Source organism: Nitrosospira sp. Nsp13 (assembly GCF_900101945.1).
In the GTDB taxonomy this organism is placed as follows: domain Bacteria; phylum Pseudomonadota; class Gammaproteobacteria; order Burkholderiales; family Nitrosomonadaceae; genus Nitrosospira; species Nitrosospira multiformis_D.
The window spans coordinates 180,561-198,468 of the sequence record NZ_FMVD01000006.1; the positions used below are offsets into that span (position 1 = coordinate 180,561).

Consider the following 17,908-nt stretch of genomic DNA (forward strand, 5'->3'; position numbering starts at 1 on the left):
GCTTATTTTGCAAGCGCCGCAAACAAGGTACTCTGTTTATCTCAAGGAGAAAAAATGAATTCAATGCGTTTATTTGCGGCGGTTCTTCTGCTTATCGGCATGGGTATCACAGGTATCTCCAGCGTTCGGGCCGAACTCGTGGAAGGCCGTGATTACACGGTTCTGACTCAACCCCAGCCAACGGACAGCGGGAAAAATATCGAGGTTCTTGAATTCTTCTGGTACGGCTGCCCGCACTGCTACGCTTTGCATCCACACATCAGCGCCTGGCTCAAGAGAATACCGAAAGATGTAAGCTTTCGTTACGTTCCCGCTATCTTTCGCATCAACTGGACTCCTGGCGCAAAAACTTTTTACGCCCTGGAAGCGCTTGGAGCACGAGACAGGTTGCACGATAAAGTCTACGACGCGATTCATATCGGCAAGATTGACCTGACTAAAGATGAGGTATTGTTTGATTGGGTAGCCAAACAGGGAATAGACCGGCAGAAATTTATCGACGCCTACAATTCTTTTTCGGTGCAGAACCAGCAGGTGCCCCAGTCCGTACGTATGTCGAAGGAGTACCAGCTCACCGGTGTCCCCGCTCTGGTGGTGGACGGCAAGTACCTGACCAGCGGAAGGATGGGTGGCACACCGGAGGATGTCATTAAGATACTGGATGAGTTGATTGAGAAAGTACGCAAGGAGAAGACAAAAAAATAACGTGATATCTCCCCGGCCCGCTTGTTTCACGCAAACCCGGCAAACTTAATGCCGTTAAAAGTGATAATTAGCGGCGCGTCCAGCGGCTTGGGCCGGGCACTGGCGCAACACTATGCAGGCTTGGGTGCAACGGTTGGTTTGATCGCAAGGCGCCAAGACCTGCTGGAAACCCTTTCCGCGGAGCTATCCGGCGCGTCGACCTATGTCGCGGATGTGCGCGATGCGCTTTCAATCCAGGCGGTGGCGCAAGATTTCATGCAGCGCTATGGCTGTCCCGATATCGTCATCGCTAATGCCGGCATCAGTCGCGGCACCCTCACGGAGTACGCCGAAGATAGCAAAGTTTTCGAGAACATCCTCACCACCAATGTCACGGGGATGGTCAATCTTTTTCAGCCGTTTATTGTTGCAATGCGGACATCGGGCCGAGGCAGTCTGGTCGGTATCGCCAGTGTTGCCGGCTATCGAGGTCTTCCCGGCGGTGGCGCCTACTCGGCATCCAAAGCCGCCGCCATCAGCTATCTGGAAAGCCTGCGCGTGGAAATGCACGGCAAGGGTGTGTCCGTCATTACCATTTGTCCCGGCTATGTCGTCACACCGATGACAGCGAATAACCCCTATCGCATGCCATTCATCCTGACGGCGGAAGACGCTGCCGGAAAAATCGCTCGTGTTATCGGGAATAAAACATTGTTCGCCGTGATTCCCTGGCAAATGGCAATCGTCGCACGGGTTTTAAAGTTACTTCCTGATTTTCTCTATGATTGGCTGTTCGCCAAGGCACCACGCAAACCGCGATAAGAATAATTATCACCTTGTCATTTCTTTCAAGTCTGGCAGGCTGCTGCGCGCGACGATAATCAGGCAGGGCAATGGTATTGCGCTTCGCTTATTGACGCGCTACGCGCTGAACTTAAGCCAGTCGTGCCTTGATTTCGTTGATGCGCGCTTCGCTCACCTTCGTATTGATTGCAGCCGGTAAGCGGGTAGAGTCAGCAACGGACCCGGCTAATTCCGCGGCGATTGCACCTGCATCCACACTTCTGGCTGCATAGAACGCTTCGCGCAACCGTTCAGCCTGAGGGTAAGGCCTTTCGGCATAACCGGGCCGGCCGTGAAAGTCGCACGAACAGGCTTGCAGAAATTCTTCGAAGCGTTCCGGCTTGCGATAGGCGTCCACGCCTTGCAGCATGTTCGCAATGGTTGCGGGACGCAGTTCCGCCGCGCGGTGGACGTCACCATGGTAGCGTGCGACAAGCAATGCCAGATCACGCGCATCATTGGGAGTCCGGATGCGTTCGCTTAAGTCCCTCACCAGCTTCACGCTGCGGGCTTCGTGGCCGATATGGCGCGGCCATTCCTCGGGCGGCGTGGTGCCTTTGCCGAGATCGTGGGTCAGCGAAGCAAAGCGTACCGGCAGGGAATAGTCCTTTGACGCGGCGTGATCGATAACCATCATTACATGCACCCCGGTATCAATTTCGGGATGATGTTGCGCCGGCTGGGGTACGCCGAACAACGCATCCACCTCGGGCATGATGCGGGTTAGCGCACTACATGCGCGGAGCGCATAAAACATGCGCGAAGGCTTGTGTTCCATCAACCCGCGAGCAAACTCCTGCCACACGCGTTCCGGCACCAGCGCATCCACCTCACCGTTGTGCACCATCTCGTTCATCAGGGCAAGGGTCTCCGGCGCAATATGAAAGCCGAAGCGCGCGGCAAAGCGCGCTGTTCGCAGTACTCGCACCGGATCTTCGGTGAATGCCGGACTGATATGGCGCAGCACCCCGGCTTCGAGATCGGCCACGCCGTCAAATGGGTCAATGATATTGCCATCCTGATCCTCGGCGATGGCGTTGATGGTGAGGTCACGCCGTGCCAGATCCTCCCGCAACGTGACTTCGGGGGAGGCGTAAACTTCAAAGCCCTTGTAACCGCGCGACACCTTACGCTCGGTACGGGCGAGCGCGTATTGCTCCTGGCTTTGGGGATGAAGAAAAACGGGGAAGTCCTTTCCTACCGGGCGATAGCCAAGCCGTACCATCTCGTCCGGCGAAGATCCCACAACGACGTAATCGTGGTCGGTCACCGGCAGGCCCAGAATCTCGTCGCGTACAGAGCCGCCAACCAGGTAGATTTTCATGAGTGTCGGAGAACGATTTTTTTATCGTCCCGCCCGATGGCGGAAGCGATCGTACCGCTCACGCGGCATATGGTTTGCCAGGTACAGCGGTGCCGCCTCTTCCAGTGCGGTGGGCCGGATACCCCAGACTTCCGCGAGATTACTATGATCAGGACCGCATACGCTATCCGTTTTCATCGAATAATAATTGTCGCGGGTCATGAGCTTGCCGGGCAGAAACTCCATCATCAGTGCCTGCAGATAGGAGAGACTGTCACTAAGGCCGATAATGGCCGGGTTATGTCCCGTTATATGCGCTGCATACGCTACCAATTGCCGCAGGGTGTAGCATTGGGGACCACACAGATCGTAACTCTGACCAATGGTGTCGGGATTCTCCAGGCTTGCCGCGAAGGCCTGTGCCACGTTCTCGACAAACACCGGCTGGAATTTTGCGTCGGGCGATGCCAGCGGCAATACCGGCAGCCACCGTGCCAGCCTAGCAAATAGATTGAGAGAAGAATCCCCGGGTCCGAAGATGACCGATGGCCTGAAAGCAGTGGCCGTCAAGCTGGACGTCATCACGATCCGTTCGCCTTCCCCCTTGGAGCGCAGATATTCGCTGGGGCGATCAATGCCCGCGTTGAGCGCGCTCATATGCAATAACCGCGTTATTCCATTACGCGTACATGCAGCCACGATTTTTCGCGGCAGTTCCACGTGCACGGCTCTAAAGTCACCATGCAGAATGCCGGCCAGATTGATCACCGCATCCATGCCCACCAGCAGGCGATCAAGCGCGGCGGCATCGTGCACGTCGGCTTCCACGACATCCGCTGTCGGCAGCACCAGCAGTTCTTTGGCGCGTTCGCGGTGGCGAGTGGGGATACGTACGTTGATTTCCCGTGTTGTCAGCAGGTTTGCGATATGCTTGCCGACAAATCCGCTGCCGCCAACAATGCATACGTTATTGATTTTCATCTGGCTTGTTTTCTTCCTCTTCAGAAACATTTACGCCGTTCGATTTTGGCGGGATGATGCCAAGACGTTGCGTCAGAGTCCTCATCTGATGACCGAAGGTGCTGGCATAGTACATGGAGTTGCTCATCACCTTTTTTACGTAGTCGCGGGTTTCATTGAAAGGAATGGTTTCGGCATAGATGGCGCCTTCCAGCGGTTTTTCATCACGCCATTGCCGCGCCCGTCCCGGACCGGCATTGTAAGCCGCGGAAGCCATCAGCGACTGGTTGTCGAACAAGGTCAGAACATGCTTGAGATAGTACGTACCCAACATCAGATTGGTATTGATATCGGTGACAAGGGTTTTATGATATTTCTGCATCCCCATTTTTTTTGCTACCCATTTTGCGGTACCCGGCATCAACTGCATCAGGCCCATTGCCCCGGCGCTGGATCTGGCATCGCTAACAAAGCGGCTTTCCTGGCGGATAAGACCGTACACCCAGGCTTCGTCAAGCTCCTGCTGCTTCAAGGCGTCGCGCATCGCCTCGCGATGAGGGGCGGGGAAGCGCAGGCTGAAATCATGCTGTAGCCGGGTTCTATCAGCGGTATGAATGGCGCGATCATAGAGTCCGTTACGTCGCGCGACTTCAGCCGCGGCAAGTAGCTGCCGGTCGTCGAGATCGCGTATCGCCCAAGCCCATTCACGGATGGCCTCGATACGCAGATTCATGCGATACAAAGCGAGCGCCCGCTGAATTCCTGGCGACCGCTCGATAACGGCAATTTCCTCCCTTGTGGCTTTATAAGGTTCGGTAAGCGCACTCATCACGACCCCTAAATCTTCTTCGGCCAGTTGACCATAAAAATTATGCTCGGCACTTAATGGAGCAAGGATGGCATTGGCTTCTACTGTCTTGCCCTGGGCTTTCAGGGCCCGCGCTTTCCAGTAACGCCATACCCCTGTCTCTTTTTCTGTGTCCGACATGGCCTCGATGGTCTCCAATACCAACCCCCAGTCCCCAACGCGCAGCGCCGCGCGGGTTTTCCAGCCAAGCTGTGCATCCGATAGCGGAACCGGTGTGCTGCTGGTACTGGCAGCTTCCCTGAACCAGTCCAGTGCACGCGGGTTAAGTCTGCGCGCAGCCTGATCCGCCAATCGCACCATGAAGTACGATCGGTCCTTCTCGTTGAATTGTCCGCGTATCCGGGTCCAATACACATAAGCCTGGTCAGGGCCGCTGCGAAGCAGGCGCAGCATCGCGAAAAGGGCAATTTCCCGGTCGGCGCGAGTCTTGATCTCGTTCCGATGCTTTTCCAGATAGCGGAGGGGATTGTCCGTGGCGGCGGTCAACTTGCGTTCATTGAGTGCCTGATTACCTGGCAGGTACTGGTTGATGCGTTTCGCCACGCTCACGTTGCCTGTTTCCAGCGCCAGGCGGAGGCGTGTCCACACATCGTCCGATGTCAGTGTTCCCGCGCTAAGAAGTATCTCGAATACCGGTGTACAGCTTGCCGGCAGGTCGCGTCCGTTGAACCATAGCGGGCGCGCCGCGTTAAACGCATTGTCATCGTTTGCGCCAAGGCGCTGCTGCAGGGAATAGCAGGTGAGTTCGGTATCTCCATTAATCCCCCCGGGATACGCCTCCACGAATAGCTCCCATTGCTGAGTCTTGCCTAAAGCTTTCAGCCATTCACCCTGCAGGCGATCACTTAGTGGGCTGTCCTGATAGCGGGTAAGAAACTTTTTAATGGTATCCGCACTCATATTGATATTTTCCAACTGGGGACGGAGCTGGTAGTAAGCGGCGTATGGTTCCAGCACATGTCCTTGAAACCGCTGGGCGTACAAGGCTACGCGGGCGGAGTCTCCCACCTGAAATGCCTGCCTCATGGCGATGAAATCATCGTCCGGGCTGGCCGCGAGGGTACCTGCATAGAGCGCAAAGAATAATCCCGCTGCGCTCGCTGTTCTCGCAAAAAACTTTTTCATAACCTGCTATATATAATAAATATCCGGAATGAAAAATCGAACGGAAAGCGGCTGGAATTTTGGCCGCTGACCATCCTTTAACTTTGACACTTTAAAGAATAGCACATCATGCCGTATATCAGTCTGAACCCCGCGACCAATAAAACCTTGAAAACTTATACCAGCTGGGATAGCCATCATCTCGCGTCAATTCTGGAGCAGGCGTACAACGCTCAGCAACGCTCATTGCACACCACATTTGCTGAACGGGCGGAGCATATGAACCGCGCCGCCATGCTGCTACATGAGCGGGTCAACGAATATGCCGGGCTGATGGCGGTCGAAATGGGGAAGCCGCTGCGTGAGGGTCGCGCGGAAGTGGAAAAATGTGCGCTTGCCTGTGATTATTATGCAGTGCATGCCGAACATTTCATGCAAGCCGAGATGGTCCGGACGGATGCGGGCAAGAGTTATGTTTCTTATGATCCAATCGGTGTCGTCCTGGGCGTGATGCCCTGGAACTTCCCGTTCTTTCAGGTCATCCGCTTTGCGGCGCCCGCGCTGATGGCGGGTAACGCCTGTGTCCTGAAACACGCCTCCAACGTACCGCAATGCGCATTGGCGCTGGAGCAATTGTTTCTTGACGCGGGATTTTCTCCCCACCTCTTTGCCGCGCTCATGATCGAGTCCGCCGATGTGGCTGAAGTCGTCGCCAGCCACCACGTTCATGCGGTGACACTCACCGGTTCGGAGGCTGCCGGGCGTGCAGTTGCCTCGCATGCGGGCCAGCATTTGAAGAAATGTGTATTGGAGCTGGGCGGATCGGACGCGTTCATTATATTGAAGGATGCGGATCTGGAACAGGCCGCCAGTATTGCGGTCAGATCGCGCTTTCAGAACTGCGGTCAATCGTGCATTGCAGCCAAGCGCATTATTCCCGTTGCGGATATCGCTGACGAGTTTTTATCGCTGTTCATCAAGAAAACGGAAGACTTGAGAATGGGCGATCCACTGGACGAAGCAACCCAAATAGGTCCAATGGCGCGGCTTGATTTGCGGCAGGCGCTGCATGAGCAGGTAACTGACTCGATCGCGCAAGGTGCACATGCGGTTCTCGGATGCGTGCCGATATCGGGAGAGGGGGCATTCTACCCGCCATCGATACTGGAGGGAGTAACGGCAAAAACTCGGGCGTATCACGAAGAATTGTTTGGGCCGGTGGCTGCGGTGATACGCGCCGCTGATGAAGAAGAGGCCGTTCACATTGCCAACGATACCCGTTTCGGTCTTGGTTCCAGCGTCTGGAGCCGTGATACCGAATATGCGGAGAAAATCGCGCGGCAAATTCAGGCCGGTTGCACCTTTATCAATGGCATGGTTCGATCCGATCCGCGCCTACCCTTTGGTGGAACGAAGGCTTCCGGTTTTGGCAGGGAACTGTCGTACCATGGCATTCGAGAGTTTGCTAATATTAAAACGGTCTGGATACGGTAAAGCTTCCGTGAAGTCACGCATCCCCCAGTGTGGATGGCACAGCGGCTTTTCACCGATCGGCCGATCGAAGGATTCTGTCAGAATCTACTCCATGGAGTTTTCTTAGACCACTCCCTGACCGATCATTGCGTCGGCCACTTTGACGAAGCCAGCCACATTGGCGCCATCCACATAACTGATACTTCCATCTTTGCGCTGACCATATTTCAGACAGGATCGGTGAATGGCCTGCATGATTTCGAGCAATCGGGCATCCACCTCTTCGCGCGGCCAGGAAAGACGCATCGCATTCTGGCTCATTTCCAGGCCGGAGGTCGCCACTCCGCCCGCATTACTGGCCTTACCGGGGGCGAATAGCACCTTGTTGTGCTCAAAGTGTTTCACAGCCTCCGCCGTGGAGGGCATATTGGCGCCCTCGGCGACGCAGATTACGCCATTCTTGATCAGAGCCGCAGCATCTTCCTCATTCAGTTCATTCTGCGTGGCGCATGGCAAAGCGACGTCCACCGGCACATGCCACGGGCGCACGCCAGGAATAAATTTGGCTTTCGCGCATTCGGCGTAACTGCTGATTCGATCATAGCGAAGATTTTTGCATGCCATCAGCTCACTTAGCTTTTCAGGGGTGAAACCTTCTTCATCAACCACGGTGCCGCTGGAGTCGGATACAGTAATTACTTTGGCGCCGAGCGCCATTGCTTTCTCCACGGCATATTGTGCGACGTTCCCCGAGCCCGAGACGGAAACCCGTAAACCGTCAAGCGAGCGGCCAGATTGCTTGAGCATTTCTTCAGCAAAATATACGGTGCCGTAACCGGTGGCTTCCGGGCGTATCAGAGATCCGCCGAAACTTAGACCCTTGCCCGTAAAAACACAGTCGGCGCGATTGGACAGCTTTTTCATCATGCCTGCCATGAAGCCAACCTCCCGCCCGCCAACCCCTATATCGCCGGCCGGCACATCCGTGTCGGAGCCGATATGACGAAACAATTCGGTCATATAAGCCTGACAGAAACGCATGATCTCGCCCGGGCTTCGACCTTTGGGGTCAAAATTGGAACCCCCCTTGCCGCCACCCATCGGCAGCGTGGTCAGCGCGTTCTTGAAAGTCTGTTCGAACGCCAGAAATTTGAGGATGGAGAGATTTACCGAGGGATGAAAGCGCGTGCCTCCCTTGTAAGGGCCAATGGAGGAACTGTGCTGTATTCGGTAACCGCGGTTGACATTCACCTCTCCGTGATCATTTACCCAGGCAACCCGGAAAATGATTATTCGCTCCGGCTCGATTAGGCGATCCAGAAGACCGTGTTCGGCATAACGAGGGTGCTCGGTGATAAAGGGCCAGAGGCTCTCCATGACCTCGGCAACCGCTTGCAGATATTCGGGTTGACCGGGATTGTGCTCGGCTATGTAGGCGCAGAATTCTTGAAAGCTTTGGTATTTCATTGTGATCTCCCCTTTTGTCCCTTTGTACAAAACCATTCTATCAAGATGCGTATTCTGCCAAATGACTTGTCGAATCGTACCGCGTTCGCTACCGCATCAGTTGGATTCATCGTCTTTTTTTTCGTCATCTTTTTTTCGCGGCCGGGTCCACCAGACGATGAGAATCAGTAGCGATAACGCTACGCCCGCTTCTAGTAGTAGTATCCACATAGGGTCCGGCATGATGTATATTCGTTAAATGCAACTTTAACCAAAATTCAATGAAAAACCAATTAAGTTTTCTTGTCATCGCTTCGTTGCTGCTACTCAATGCCTGTACGACCATGCGCACGAGCGTTCCCGTTGTTCCGGAAAAACCAGCAGCGTCCACGGTTCCGCCAGCCTCGCTTCCCATGACCGTGCTCAAACCCGCTGACTGGAATGCGCTCACGGGTTGGACGGATGACGATATTCTGCCCGCGTTGGATACATTCCTTCGAAGCTGCGCCGTCCTGAAAAATCAGCCGCTATGGCAGGAAACCTGTTCTCAGGCTGATACCATGCGGGGGCAGGATAGCGCCGCGCTACGGCAATTCTTCGAGAGCCGTTTTGTGCCACATCAGGTATTGAATGCCGATGGCAGTGGTGACGGCTTGATCACCGGCTATTATGAACCCTTGTTGAAAGGCAGCCGCAAACAGTCGAAGCGTTACCGTTTTCCACTTTATACCACGCCCGATGAGCTTCTCGTGATTGATTTAGGCGAGGTTTATCCCGAGCTCAAGAATATGCGGTTGCGCGGACGTTTGCAAGGACGCAAGGTGGTACCGTATTACAGCCGCGCCGAAATAGAGAGAAATCCGGCGTCATTGCAGGGAAAGGAGCTTTTGTGGGTAGATGATGCGATTGATTTATTCTTCCTGCAGATTCAGGGCTCGGGCCGGGTTGCGCTTGAGAATGGCGAGATCGTGCGTGTTGGTTATTCCGATCAAAATGGTCATCCCTACAAATCCGTTGGACGGTTGCTGGTGGAGCGCGGGGAATTGCCCCTGGAAAAAGCTTCCATGCAGGGGATCAAGGCATGGGGCCAGAAAAATCCGGCCAGATTGAATGAGTTGCTATATCAGAATTCGAGCTTTGTTTTTTTCCGGGAACTACCCGCAGGGGTGCCGGGACCCCTGGGTTCGCTCGGCGTACCCCTGACCGCGGGCAGGAGTCTCGCCATCGATCCTCGCGCAGTACCCCAGGGAGCGCCGGTGTTTCTTGCCACGACCTGGCCAAATACCGACAAACAGCTTCATCGGTTGATGGTGGCGCAGGACACGGGTGGCGCCATCAAGGGAAACGTACGTGCCGATTTCTTCTGGGGTTTTGGTCCGGAGGCCGGAGATCAGGCGGGGAAGATGAGACAGAGCGGCAGAATGTGGGTATTAATGCCCACCGGTTATGTCCCGCAAGTCCAGACACGTTAAACCCGGATTATCCGGGTAAAAATGTGTTGACCTCTCCACAGGGGTTGTCCGCAAGCCAGTACATTTGTTATTTTGCGGCAGCTCCCCCGCTTAATTTCTTTTCTATCGTATCAGCAGTTATCATTCCGGGTATGATCGAGCCATCGGCAAAGATCAACGTCGGAGTACCATTGATACCGTTTTTCTTACCCACTTGAACAAGTGTCTCAAGGGGCGTTTCACAATTTTTTCCGGTTGGAGCGATATCTCTCAGCATGAAGTCATCCCATGCCTTGAGGCGGTTCGTGGAACACCATATCGAAGTGGCAGTGGGTAATGAACCATTAAGTATAGGGTAGAGCAGGGTATAAATGGTCACATCGGTAATCTTGGTCAATTCCTTTTCCAAGCGCTTGCAATAAGGGCAGTTCGGATCGGAAAAAACTGCCAGTCTGCGTTTTCCGTTGCCCTTGACCGTTTTAATCGCATGATCAAGCGGGAGGGAATCAATACTTATCCGCCGGGCATCCTTTATCTGCTGCAAGCGTTCGCTGGTCAGACTCTGCCTGGTTTGGGGATCAACCACATGGCCAAAAAAGAAGTAGGTCGCTTTTTCGTCGGTATAGAGTATCTCACCCCCAACCACAACTTCATATAATCCGAAATAGGGGGTTTTTTTAACGCTTTCAATTTTCTCACCAGGAAAATGTGTCCCAACCTCCTTTTTTACGGTGGCTTCATCGGCCAGAGCCGCGCCAGAAAGGATGCATAGCAATAAGGCGGGAAAAGTGAGCTTCAAGCGCATGATGTGGGTCACTCCAGTTCAAGTAAATATTGCGGCGTCTCGCCGTGCTTGTTGTCAAATTTCCGACTTGCTGGATCAGCTTCAACTCAACGCATGCTGTATCAATCGGTCTTTCAGCAGGGGTAAGCGATTGGTGATTTCCAGTCCCAGGTTACGCCAACGAACTAGCGTCGGGTTAGTGTTGTTGAATAATTTCTGCAGTCCATCGGTGGCAAGTTCCATTGCCAGAATGTCTTCCTTGCGTGCACGCTCATAGCGGCGCAGCAGCAAATAATCGCCGCAATCGGGTTCCAGCCCGCGTGCAATGATCGTTGCGGCCAGTTCGCGCGCATCACGCAACCCCAGATTAACACCTTGCCCGGCAAGAGGATGGATGCCGTGGGCGGCATCGCCGATGAGGGCAAGACGCGGCTGCACCAGTTTCTTCACGTGCACGAAATTCAGCGGAAAAGCGGCAGGCCGCGTAACGAGCCGCAGCTCACCTAATGCGCGGCAGGAAGCCTGGGTAACCTGGTGACACAATTCCGTTTCAGATAAATCGAGCAACGCGCGAGCCCGCTCTTCATTTGCTGACCATACCATCGATACCAGCGTCTCCGGCAATGGCAGCAGCGCCAGCACGCCATCCCGCCGGAACCATTGGTGAGCCACATTACGGTGGTTTTGTTCCGCGTTGAAATTGGCTACCACCCCTATCTGTTGATAGGAATGTCGCACGACCCCAATCTCCGCTTGTTCCCGCACCCAGGAATTCAGGCCATCCGCACCAACAATCAATGCCGCTTGCAGCACATTGCCATCCGCCAGATGTAAGTCAGCGTGAGACTCGTTCCAGGTTATCGAAGCACACTCTGCGGGGCAGAATATCTTGACATGTTTTTTCTGGCGCTTGAGCGCATTCCACACAGCGGTCTGGAGCTGGCGATTTTCCACAATGAACGCCAGTTCCGTCAACCCAATATCGTAGGCGCTGAAATCAAGGCGTGCGGCGCTATCATCGCCGAATACCGCCATTTTATAAACCGGCGTAATCCGATCCTCGTCAAGGGCTTGCCACACGCCAAAGGCTTGCAGAAATTTGGCGCTCCCAGGACTGATTGCATAAACTCTGCTGTCCCAGCTGTCATCAGCGGGAAGAGGAGTTGGCAGACGCGACTCCACCAATGCGATTTTGAGACCGGTATCCTTGAGTGCAAGCGCCAGGCTTGCCCCAACCAGTCCGCCGCCAACAATCACGACATCGAATTTCATGAGGGCATTATACAGCCGGTTTTAAGACGCCGGCTAAGGTATGTCACTTTCCCAATTTGATTCAACAGAAATGACAGACTCTTTATGCCGGTTTAAATCCACAGGCTAGCTAGAATCAGTCATTTAGAACCTTTCCGGGCTTCCTGAAGTCTCATGTAAAGCTCATGCAAACCCTTGTAAATCTTGACAGAGTAGGTCTCTGAAGGCACAATGCCAACCCCTTGGATGGTCTTACATGTGGCGAATTAGCTCAGTGGTTAGAGCAGCGGAATCATAATCCGTTGGTCCCCAGTTCGAATCTGGGATTCGCTACCAAATAATCAAAGCGTTATGATTAGTATGGAGCAAAGCATTTATCCTATTGCTACCATATTGCTACTTCGTACATAAAAGAAGTGGGCTTTAAAGCAAGCGATTGCTGGCTTGATAACGGGAGAGGAAAGAATAGAGTTAAGAGCTAGGTAAGCCTACTCGCCCTGCCACCCTTTTGGATCATAAGCAACCGCGTCTCATCCTCCACTTTCAAAAATTCTCGTTTCTGAAAGGGGTGATTCCCCATCTGATGGCTGCTGGGGTTACATCATGATTTTTGAGAAGTTATCTGCTGAACTGACTGAATTTCTAAAACGCCTACGATTTGCCGAAAGGGACGCGGATCCCAAGAACCGGGCAGGATTTTTAGATTTCCGATGAAAACAGTCGGGAGATGAGTAAGAGAGATCTCAACGCATCGCTCAGCATACGGAAACCAACATTCCCCAAGCAATTCCGTGCTCGAATCCCAAGTGCATACAAGGGGGCTTTCCGCTGCTCCCGACCTGGGACACTATGGCTGGCGGAAAGCAAAGAACCGCTATCGATGCTGGACAGCGGTCAAGGCAGTCAAAATAGCTTGAGGGTGAATACACTCACGAATGTGGAAGGCATGAAGAAGCCCGGTGGAGGGATCACCGGGCTGAAGACATCTATCAAGGGGGTAATAAATGTCAGTCGGCTTCTACAGAATAGGGATAGCCGCCTGAGTCAATAATCTCACAATGAGATTACATTTTTGTGACAATAAAACCCGGTACAGTTTCCGGGCCGGGGGTGTCACTCTGTCAAGGCGTGACACCCGCAGGAATACGAGTTTGTTACAATTTGCTATGATACGGATGAACTAATAATTAGCAATGAAAAGCCCGGCAGAGATACAGGGAGAGGGCTGCCGGGCAGGCGCCACAAAGGAGGAAAGGCGCATACTTATAAGAGGAGCTATTCGCCGAAAAGTTCCTCAATGAAAAACCCGCCGAAGCGGGTTGGAAGCGATTAAATCCGCTCATTATTTATTCAACTGCTTATTCAACCGCTCCATGTGAAGATTCCGGTTCCTTGGTAGTTGCGCGCTGATTTGCCATGTTCTCTCCCTTGTTAGTAGCACCCTTTTCAAGGCGACACGAGGACTTGCCTTATCGTCCCTTTTATTGCATTGCATGCTTCGCTGCTCAAGGAGTTTTACAGAACTCAGAGTAGTGGATACTGGCCTGAAGTACATCAGAGAATCAGTGCGGGTATTTAAACCGGTCCATTGGCTTCTTTCCAGCTAAAGTCGATAAAGCCTGTTTAAGTGGTGGGGTTCCACAAATCATTGATAGCATCTAGAGGAGGACCATCCCAGGTACTGACCAGACCATCTTTGGCATCAATGACGGCGAGTTTGTCAGTCGATCCCATAATGGACATAAGCATCGAGTAGATGTCCGCAGGTTTAATGGCTGTGTTCAGGTAAAAGAGTGCGCGCTGGAACTGATACGAGGCTCCCAAGGATTTTATTTTATTCTTTACCTCGTCGTAGTTCTGATCTGGGCTGCTCAGATCAAACGAAATGAATAAATTATATGTCATGACTCGTTCCGAGAAATGACAACAATTATCGCTATTACGGATGAGCTTGTCTATTGTACCGAGGTACACCTGAAGGGATGGTGGGGGCCTTCGCAGAAGCGAAACAGGCGGACCATAAGCAAGTCATACGCAGCAGCCTTACGTAGCCTCTTTAACCTGCACCGTAAGTGTTGACACATCAATATTGTTTGTCAGGCTGCCGCTCGAAAGATCAAGTTTGAATAGTGCCAGATAGAGCATTAGATAAGGTTCAGTTTTGTATGGAACCGAACAGACCGGGGCCGAGAGAAGCTGCATCCTGTCGACTCATCAACCTCCAAAGGAGAAACTCATGAAAACAATCAAATTTCTGGCAACTGCGTTTATGATTGGCGCATTTCTGACGCCTATTGCAAGCTTCTCCGCAGATAAAGATTCAGATTCCAGTGTGGGCGAATATGTTAAGGATTCGGTAATCACCAGCAAGATCAAAACCAAGCTTGCGACCGAAAAGGATCTCAGCTCGATGCATATCTCGGTTGATACCGATAAGAATGGTGTAGTGGTCTTGGGCGGCACAACCAAAAGTCAGGCTGAAAAGGATAAAGCGCATTCGGTCGCGCACTCTGTCGAAGGGGTTACAAAGGTCGTGAATCAAATAAAGATTAAGAAAGAGTAGTAGAAGTCTGCTCGCGTCCTGGGCGCCAGGAATGAATTGGCCGGGATATCTCGGCCAATTTTCGTCGGCTCCAAAAATCACCCGGCATCCATTACTGGCTCTATCGGGACGCCAGGGCTGCTTCGGAAGATCGCTGAGTCGAGCAGACTCGAAGTGTAATCTCCCGCTTGCACATGGTTGATAAATAGGCCAGCGCCAGCTAGCACGCGATAGCTGTGCAAGAGTCCGGACGGGATAAAAACACTACCCGGACTTTCGACAACGAACGTATCAGCACCTAAGCGCACCTCTACTGTTAACCCTTTCAAGTCCGGGTCATTTCCGATGAATAGAAAAACGCTATCGACGCAGTGCCGATGAACATCGATATGCCTTTCCCCATAGTCGTTCATCTCGGGTATGCGTCGGACAATGCAGTATTGACGCGCATCCGGTACAACACTGTTATCAAGCATCAGGTAGCGATCGCCAGGTCCTCGCCGATTAGGCTGTAACCCCGTGGCGGACACCACTTGCGGATGGTTAATGAGTTGCTCCCGCGCGGACGGCAGGATTTCAGGAGCCGTGGAATTCAGGCGTCCGATAGTTTCGGGAACGGTCCAGGCATAGGCCTGCTCATCGCTAGCTACTGCGCGCCGATGTAACTTGGCGACGTGGGTAAACGCGTTTGTTCCCGTGATTGGGTGCCAGCGATCAACCACGAGTCGTGAATGAGCCTGGACCAGTTTGCTAACATTCGGGAGTGCATGGCCATTTCGCAAGCGGCGCCATTTTAGAACATCCAGATTTGCCAATAGAGTAAGCGTGTCCGGGATTCCACAGCGCTCGCCAATGCCGTTGACCGAAGAGGAAATCCAGCGGGCACCGGCCCGCACAGCGCTGAGAGCGTTAGCAATGGCCATCCCCCGATCATTGTGGAAATGTACCTCCAAGTCATGGCCGGCGAATTCGCGGCTCAATCTCCCGATCAAATCCTCCACTTCCCAAGAGCAGAGGAGACCGACAGTGTCGGCAAAACACAAACGGTCCGCTCCCGCGTCAAGCGCAGCGCGGTATCCTTCCACCAATTCGGACCAAGGTGTGCGGCTTCCATCCTCGATCGTGAATCGAACTTTTAATCCGATGTTCTTGGCGTGGCCGACGGCCGTGCTGAGCACTTCGGGTATGGGCCGTTCAAAACGGATGCGACTGTTCCTCGATATCGAGTTGACACCCGCGAAAATACCAACCCACTGGGCGCCGGTGGCCTTGACACTATCGATGTCCTCGCAACGAGCACGTGCGTGTGCAAGTACCGGAACTGCTCCGCAGGCGGCGACGGTTGCGCGCACCCGGCGAGCCTCCGCATCACTTGCTATGGGATGTCCGCACTCAACCATGTCGATACCCAAAAACACGAGCGCATGTGCGATTTCCGCGCTTTCTTCCTCGCCAAACCGGACACCGGGAGCTTGGACGCCTTCTCTCAAAGTCGTATCAATGATGTAGGGATTCAGTTGAGGTCTTGTCTCATTCATTCACATTTGATTCCCAGGTTGTGGGACGCAACACCCGTCGCATTTTCTCCCGCCCGCGGTCAACAGCATCATTGCTCCATCGACCGCAAGATCAACCATAGGCGTTGCGTTCCTCTACAAAAACAAGAACTTTTCCTACATCCATGTGCTGTTATTTCACACAAATACCGCTGCAGTCAGCGCCACCCCGGGTCGGATCGCAATTGTCTGAGGGATCATCCACACAAGTCTTACCCGCGGGGCAGGGGAATCCGGCTATTCCGCCGCACATTTGTTTAGATTCCTTATCACCGTACGCAGGGCTTCCTTTGGGCGGATAATCGACACGTTTCCCACCGCCTGGTTTGGTGGGCTCTGTCGATCCTACCTTAACCATCTCGCGAACTTGCTTGGGCTGCACCGTTTCGACGTCAATGGATTCGACGTCTCCATCCGTGTGGCGGGCGGTATATACGCCGACAACATCCAAGGGTACAGGACTTTTTATAACCAGAAACCCCTCCAGGAACGCGAAATCGACACAAACCCCGTCGATCGGACAAAAGTAGCCGGCGACGTCAAAGCAACTCATGCCAACCGCGCCGTCCGGCTGGAGAACGGCCTCCTTGAATGGCGTAACGCCGAAGGGGCCTGGCTCCGAGCCAAACTGTGTGGCAAGCGCTACCTTGGCGGCAACAGTGATCTGCTTGTTGGTGGGATTGTGTATATTGATGGTCGTACGATAAGTGCCTCTTGCCAAGGTACCATCCTGATGCGGCAACAATAGCGAACAGACGACTTTTGCGGCATATTGATACTCGGTTTTGATTGTTTTCGCGGGTTTCGTTGTTTCCGCCTGGGCTATGGAAACAGTTCCAACCGTGCCCAGCCCAACCCATAGACCTGCCAAAACCGACAAGACTCCGATTATGCGCATCTGTTTCATGATAATTACCCCCTTTGGTTTGAGTAAGGCGTGGATTAATTCGGCAATTAATGCCTGAAAGTCAAACGTCATGAACTGGAACAATTTACATCCCTTAAATCACCATCTATATTTAATTCATAGCAGTGTTTCTTTTATAGTCAAATTTATTTCTCGAATTGTCCAAATGCAAAGACAAAGCGGGTTTGGTCGTATTATGTGGAACGATTCAATCGCACCGTCCGGCACGAATGGCTTGATGTCAGGATTTTGGAATCCATAGCACATGCGCAGAAAATCGCTACGCAATGGCTGTGGCGTTACAACGAGGAAAGACCGAGCATCATCGGCGGAATAACACCCTGTCAGAAGTTCGCAATGATCGCCTGAACACTACTTCTAAATCCGCCACGGCTAAAAGCGGGAAGAGTACCGCAGTCAAGCTGAATCAATTATCATAAGCTGGGGATCGAATATTTACCGGAGGGAATTATGAAAACAGCACTTCTTTCGGCTACACTTGTTTTACTCATATCGTCAGCAGCATTTGCCCAGGAATCTGGCCAAACACTGGAGCAACGGCAACAAAATATGATTGATCAAAGTAATGAATATCTGCTGAAGCAGCAAAAATCGCAGCAGATGCAACAGCAACATCAGGAGCAGTTGATGGATCAGAAGAAGCAACGGTTACAGCATCCGCAGCGGCCCCAGTCACAGCAGATGCCGCAGCAAATACCCTATATAAAGTGAGATA

Annotated in this window: 15 protein-coding genes, 1 tRNA gene and 1 pseudogene; 8 read left to right on the forward strand and 9 right to left on the reverse strand. The window is 53.0% G+C overall.

The features are described 5' to 3' along the window. Positions 1–54 precede the first annotated feature (54 nt). The gene (locus BLO43_RS09435) at positions 55–705 is read left to right on the forward strand and encodes a thiol:disulfide interchange protein DsbA/DsbL (RefSeq protein ID WP_090906845.1); all 651 of its coding nucleotides are present in this window, start codon (positions 55–57) and stop codon (positions 703–705) included. Between the two features lie 48 nt (positions 706–753). Continuing rightward, positions 754–1,506 (forward strand): SDR family oxidoreductase, encoded by a 753-nt coding sequence (locus BLO43_RS09440; RefSeq protein WP_090906846.1) that lies wholly within the window; start codon positions 754–756, stop codon positions 1,504–1,506. A gap of 112 nt (positions 1,507–1,618) precedes the next feature. Here the strand turns inward: BLO43_RS09440 and BLO43_RS09445 are convergent, their stop codons facing one another. The 3 genes from BLO43_RS09445 to BLO43_RS09455 are packed head-to-tail and all read right to left on the reverse strand — an operon-like array spanning position 1,619 to position 5,783. Further along, complete coding sequence (locus tag BLO43_RS09445) at positions 1,619–2,851, reverse strand: multifunctional CCA addition/repair protein (RefSeq protein ID WP_090906847.1); 1,233 nt, start codon at positions 2,849–2,851, stop codon at positions 1,619–1,621. 21 nt (positions 2,852–2,872) lie between these two features. Further along, positions 2,873–3,811: a complex I NDUFA9 subunit family protein gene (locus BLO43_RS09450; protein ID WP_090906848.1), complete on the reverse strand. Its 939-nt coding sequence runs from the start codon at positions 3,809–3,811 to the stop codon at positions 2,873–2,875. Then, entirely contained in the window at positions 3,798–5,783 is a 1,986-nt protein-coding gene (locus BLO43_RS09455) for a lytic transglycosylase domain-containing protein (protein WP_090906849.1), read from the reverse strand. Before BLO43_RS09455 ends, BLO43_RS09450 begins: the two co-directional genes overlap by 14 nt. Positions 5,784–5,891: 108 nt before the next feature. Here BLO43_RS09455 and BLO43_RS09460 point away from each other — a divergent pair, with 108 nt between their 5' ends. Continuing rightward, a complete protein-coding gene (locus tag BLO43_RS09460; RefSeq protein ID WP_090906850.1) occupies positions 5,892–7,256 on the forward strand; it encodes an NAD-dependent succinate-semialdehyde dehydrogenase in 1,365 nt (454 codons plus the stop codon). Between the two features lie 102 nt (positions 7,257–7,358). On the opposite strand, the gene gdhA is transcribed toward BLO43_RS09460, so the two are convergent. Continuing rightward, complete coding sequence (gene gdhA, locus BLO43_RS09465; protein WP_074630340.1) at positions 7,359–8,702, reverse strand: NADP-specific glutamate dehydrogenase; 1,344 nt, start codon at positions 8,700–8,702, stop codon at positions 7,359–7,361. A gap of 260 nt (positions 8,703–8,962) precedes the next feature. Here gdhA and BLO43_RS09470 point away from each other — a divergent pair, with 260 nt between their 5' ends. Continuing rightward, positions 8,963–10,153, forward strand: coding sequence for a murein transglycosylase A (locus tag BLO43_RS09470; RefSeq protein ID WP_090906851.1), 1,191 nt, complete (start codon positions 8,963–8,965; stop codon positions 10,151–10,153). Between the two features lie 67 nt (positions 10,154–10,220). Here the strand turns inward: BLO43_RS09470 and BLO43_RS09475 are convergent, their stop codons facing one another. After that, positions 10,221–10,937: a DsbC family protein gene (locus BLO43_RS09475; protein WP_090906852.1), complete on the reverse strand. Its 717-nt coding sequence runs from the start codon at positions 10,935–10,937 to the stop codon at positions 10,221–10,223. Positions 10,938–11,018: 81 nt separating this feature from the next. Further along, on the reverse strand, positions 11,019–12,188 hold the full coding sequence (locus BLO43_RS09480) for a UbiH/UbiF family hydroxylase (protein WP_090906853.1): 1,170 nt from the start codon (positions 12,186–12,188) through the stop codon (positions 11,019–11,021). A 239-nt stretch (positions 12,189–12,427) separates the two neighbouring features. On the opposite strand from BLO43_RS09480, the gene BLO43_RS09485 reads away from it, so the two are divergent. Then, positions 12,428–12,503: transfer RNA gene (locus BLO43_RS09485), tRNA-Met, on the forward strand. Between the two features lie 1,287 nt (positions 12,504–13,790). On the opposite strand, the gene BLO43_RS09495 is transcribed toward BLO43_RS09485, so the two are convergent. Further along, positions 13,791–14,072 (reverse strand): hypothetical protein, encoded by a 282-nt coding sequence (locus tag BLO43_RS09495; protein WP_090906855.1) that lies wholly within the window; start codon positions 14,070–14,072, stop codon positions 13,791–13,793. Between the two features lie 331 nt (positions 14,073–14,403). On the opposite strand from BLO43_RS09495, the gene BLO43_RS09500 reads away from it, so the two are divergent. After that, complete coding sequence (locus BLO43_RS09500) at positions 14,404–14,730, forward strand: BON domain-containing protein (protein WP_090906856.1); 327 nt, start codon at positions 14,404–14,406, stop codon at positions 14,728–14,730. A gap of 77 nt (positions 14,731–14,807) precedes the next feature. Here BLO43_RS09500 and BLO43_RS09505 read toward each other — a convergent pair whose 3' ends face one another. Beyond that, entirely contained in the window at positions 14,808–16,247 is a 1,440-nt protein-coding gene (locus BLO43_RS09505; protein WP_090906857.1) for a LeuA family protein, read from the reverse strand. Positions 16,248–16,398: 151 nt separating this feature from the next. After that, complete coding sequence (locus BLO43_RS09510; RefSeq protein WP_090906885.1) at positions 16,399–17,172, reverse strand: Kazal-type serine protease inhibitor domain protein; 774 nt, start codon at positions 17,170–17,172, stop codon at positions 16,399–16,401. A 189-nt stretch (positions 17,173–17,361) separates the two neighbouring features. On the opposite strand from BLO43_RS09510, the pseudogene BLO43_RS09515 reads away from it, so the two are divergent. Continuing rightward, positions 17,362–17,541: pseudogene (locus BLO43_RS09515) on the forward strand (integrase core domain-containing protein); the annotation flags it as partial. 102 nt (positions 17,542–17,643) lie between these two features. Then, on the forward strand, positions 17,644–17,904 hold the full coding sequence (locus BLO43_RS09520; protein ID WP_074630330.1) for a hypothetical protein: 261 nt from the start codon (positions 17,644–17,646) through the stop codon (positions 17,902–17,904). Positions 17,905–17,908: the final 4 nt, after the last annotated feature.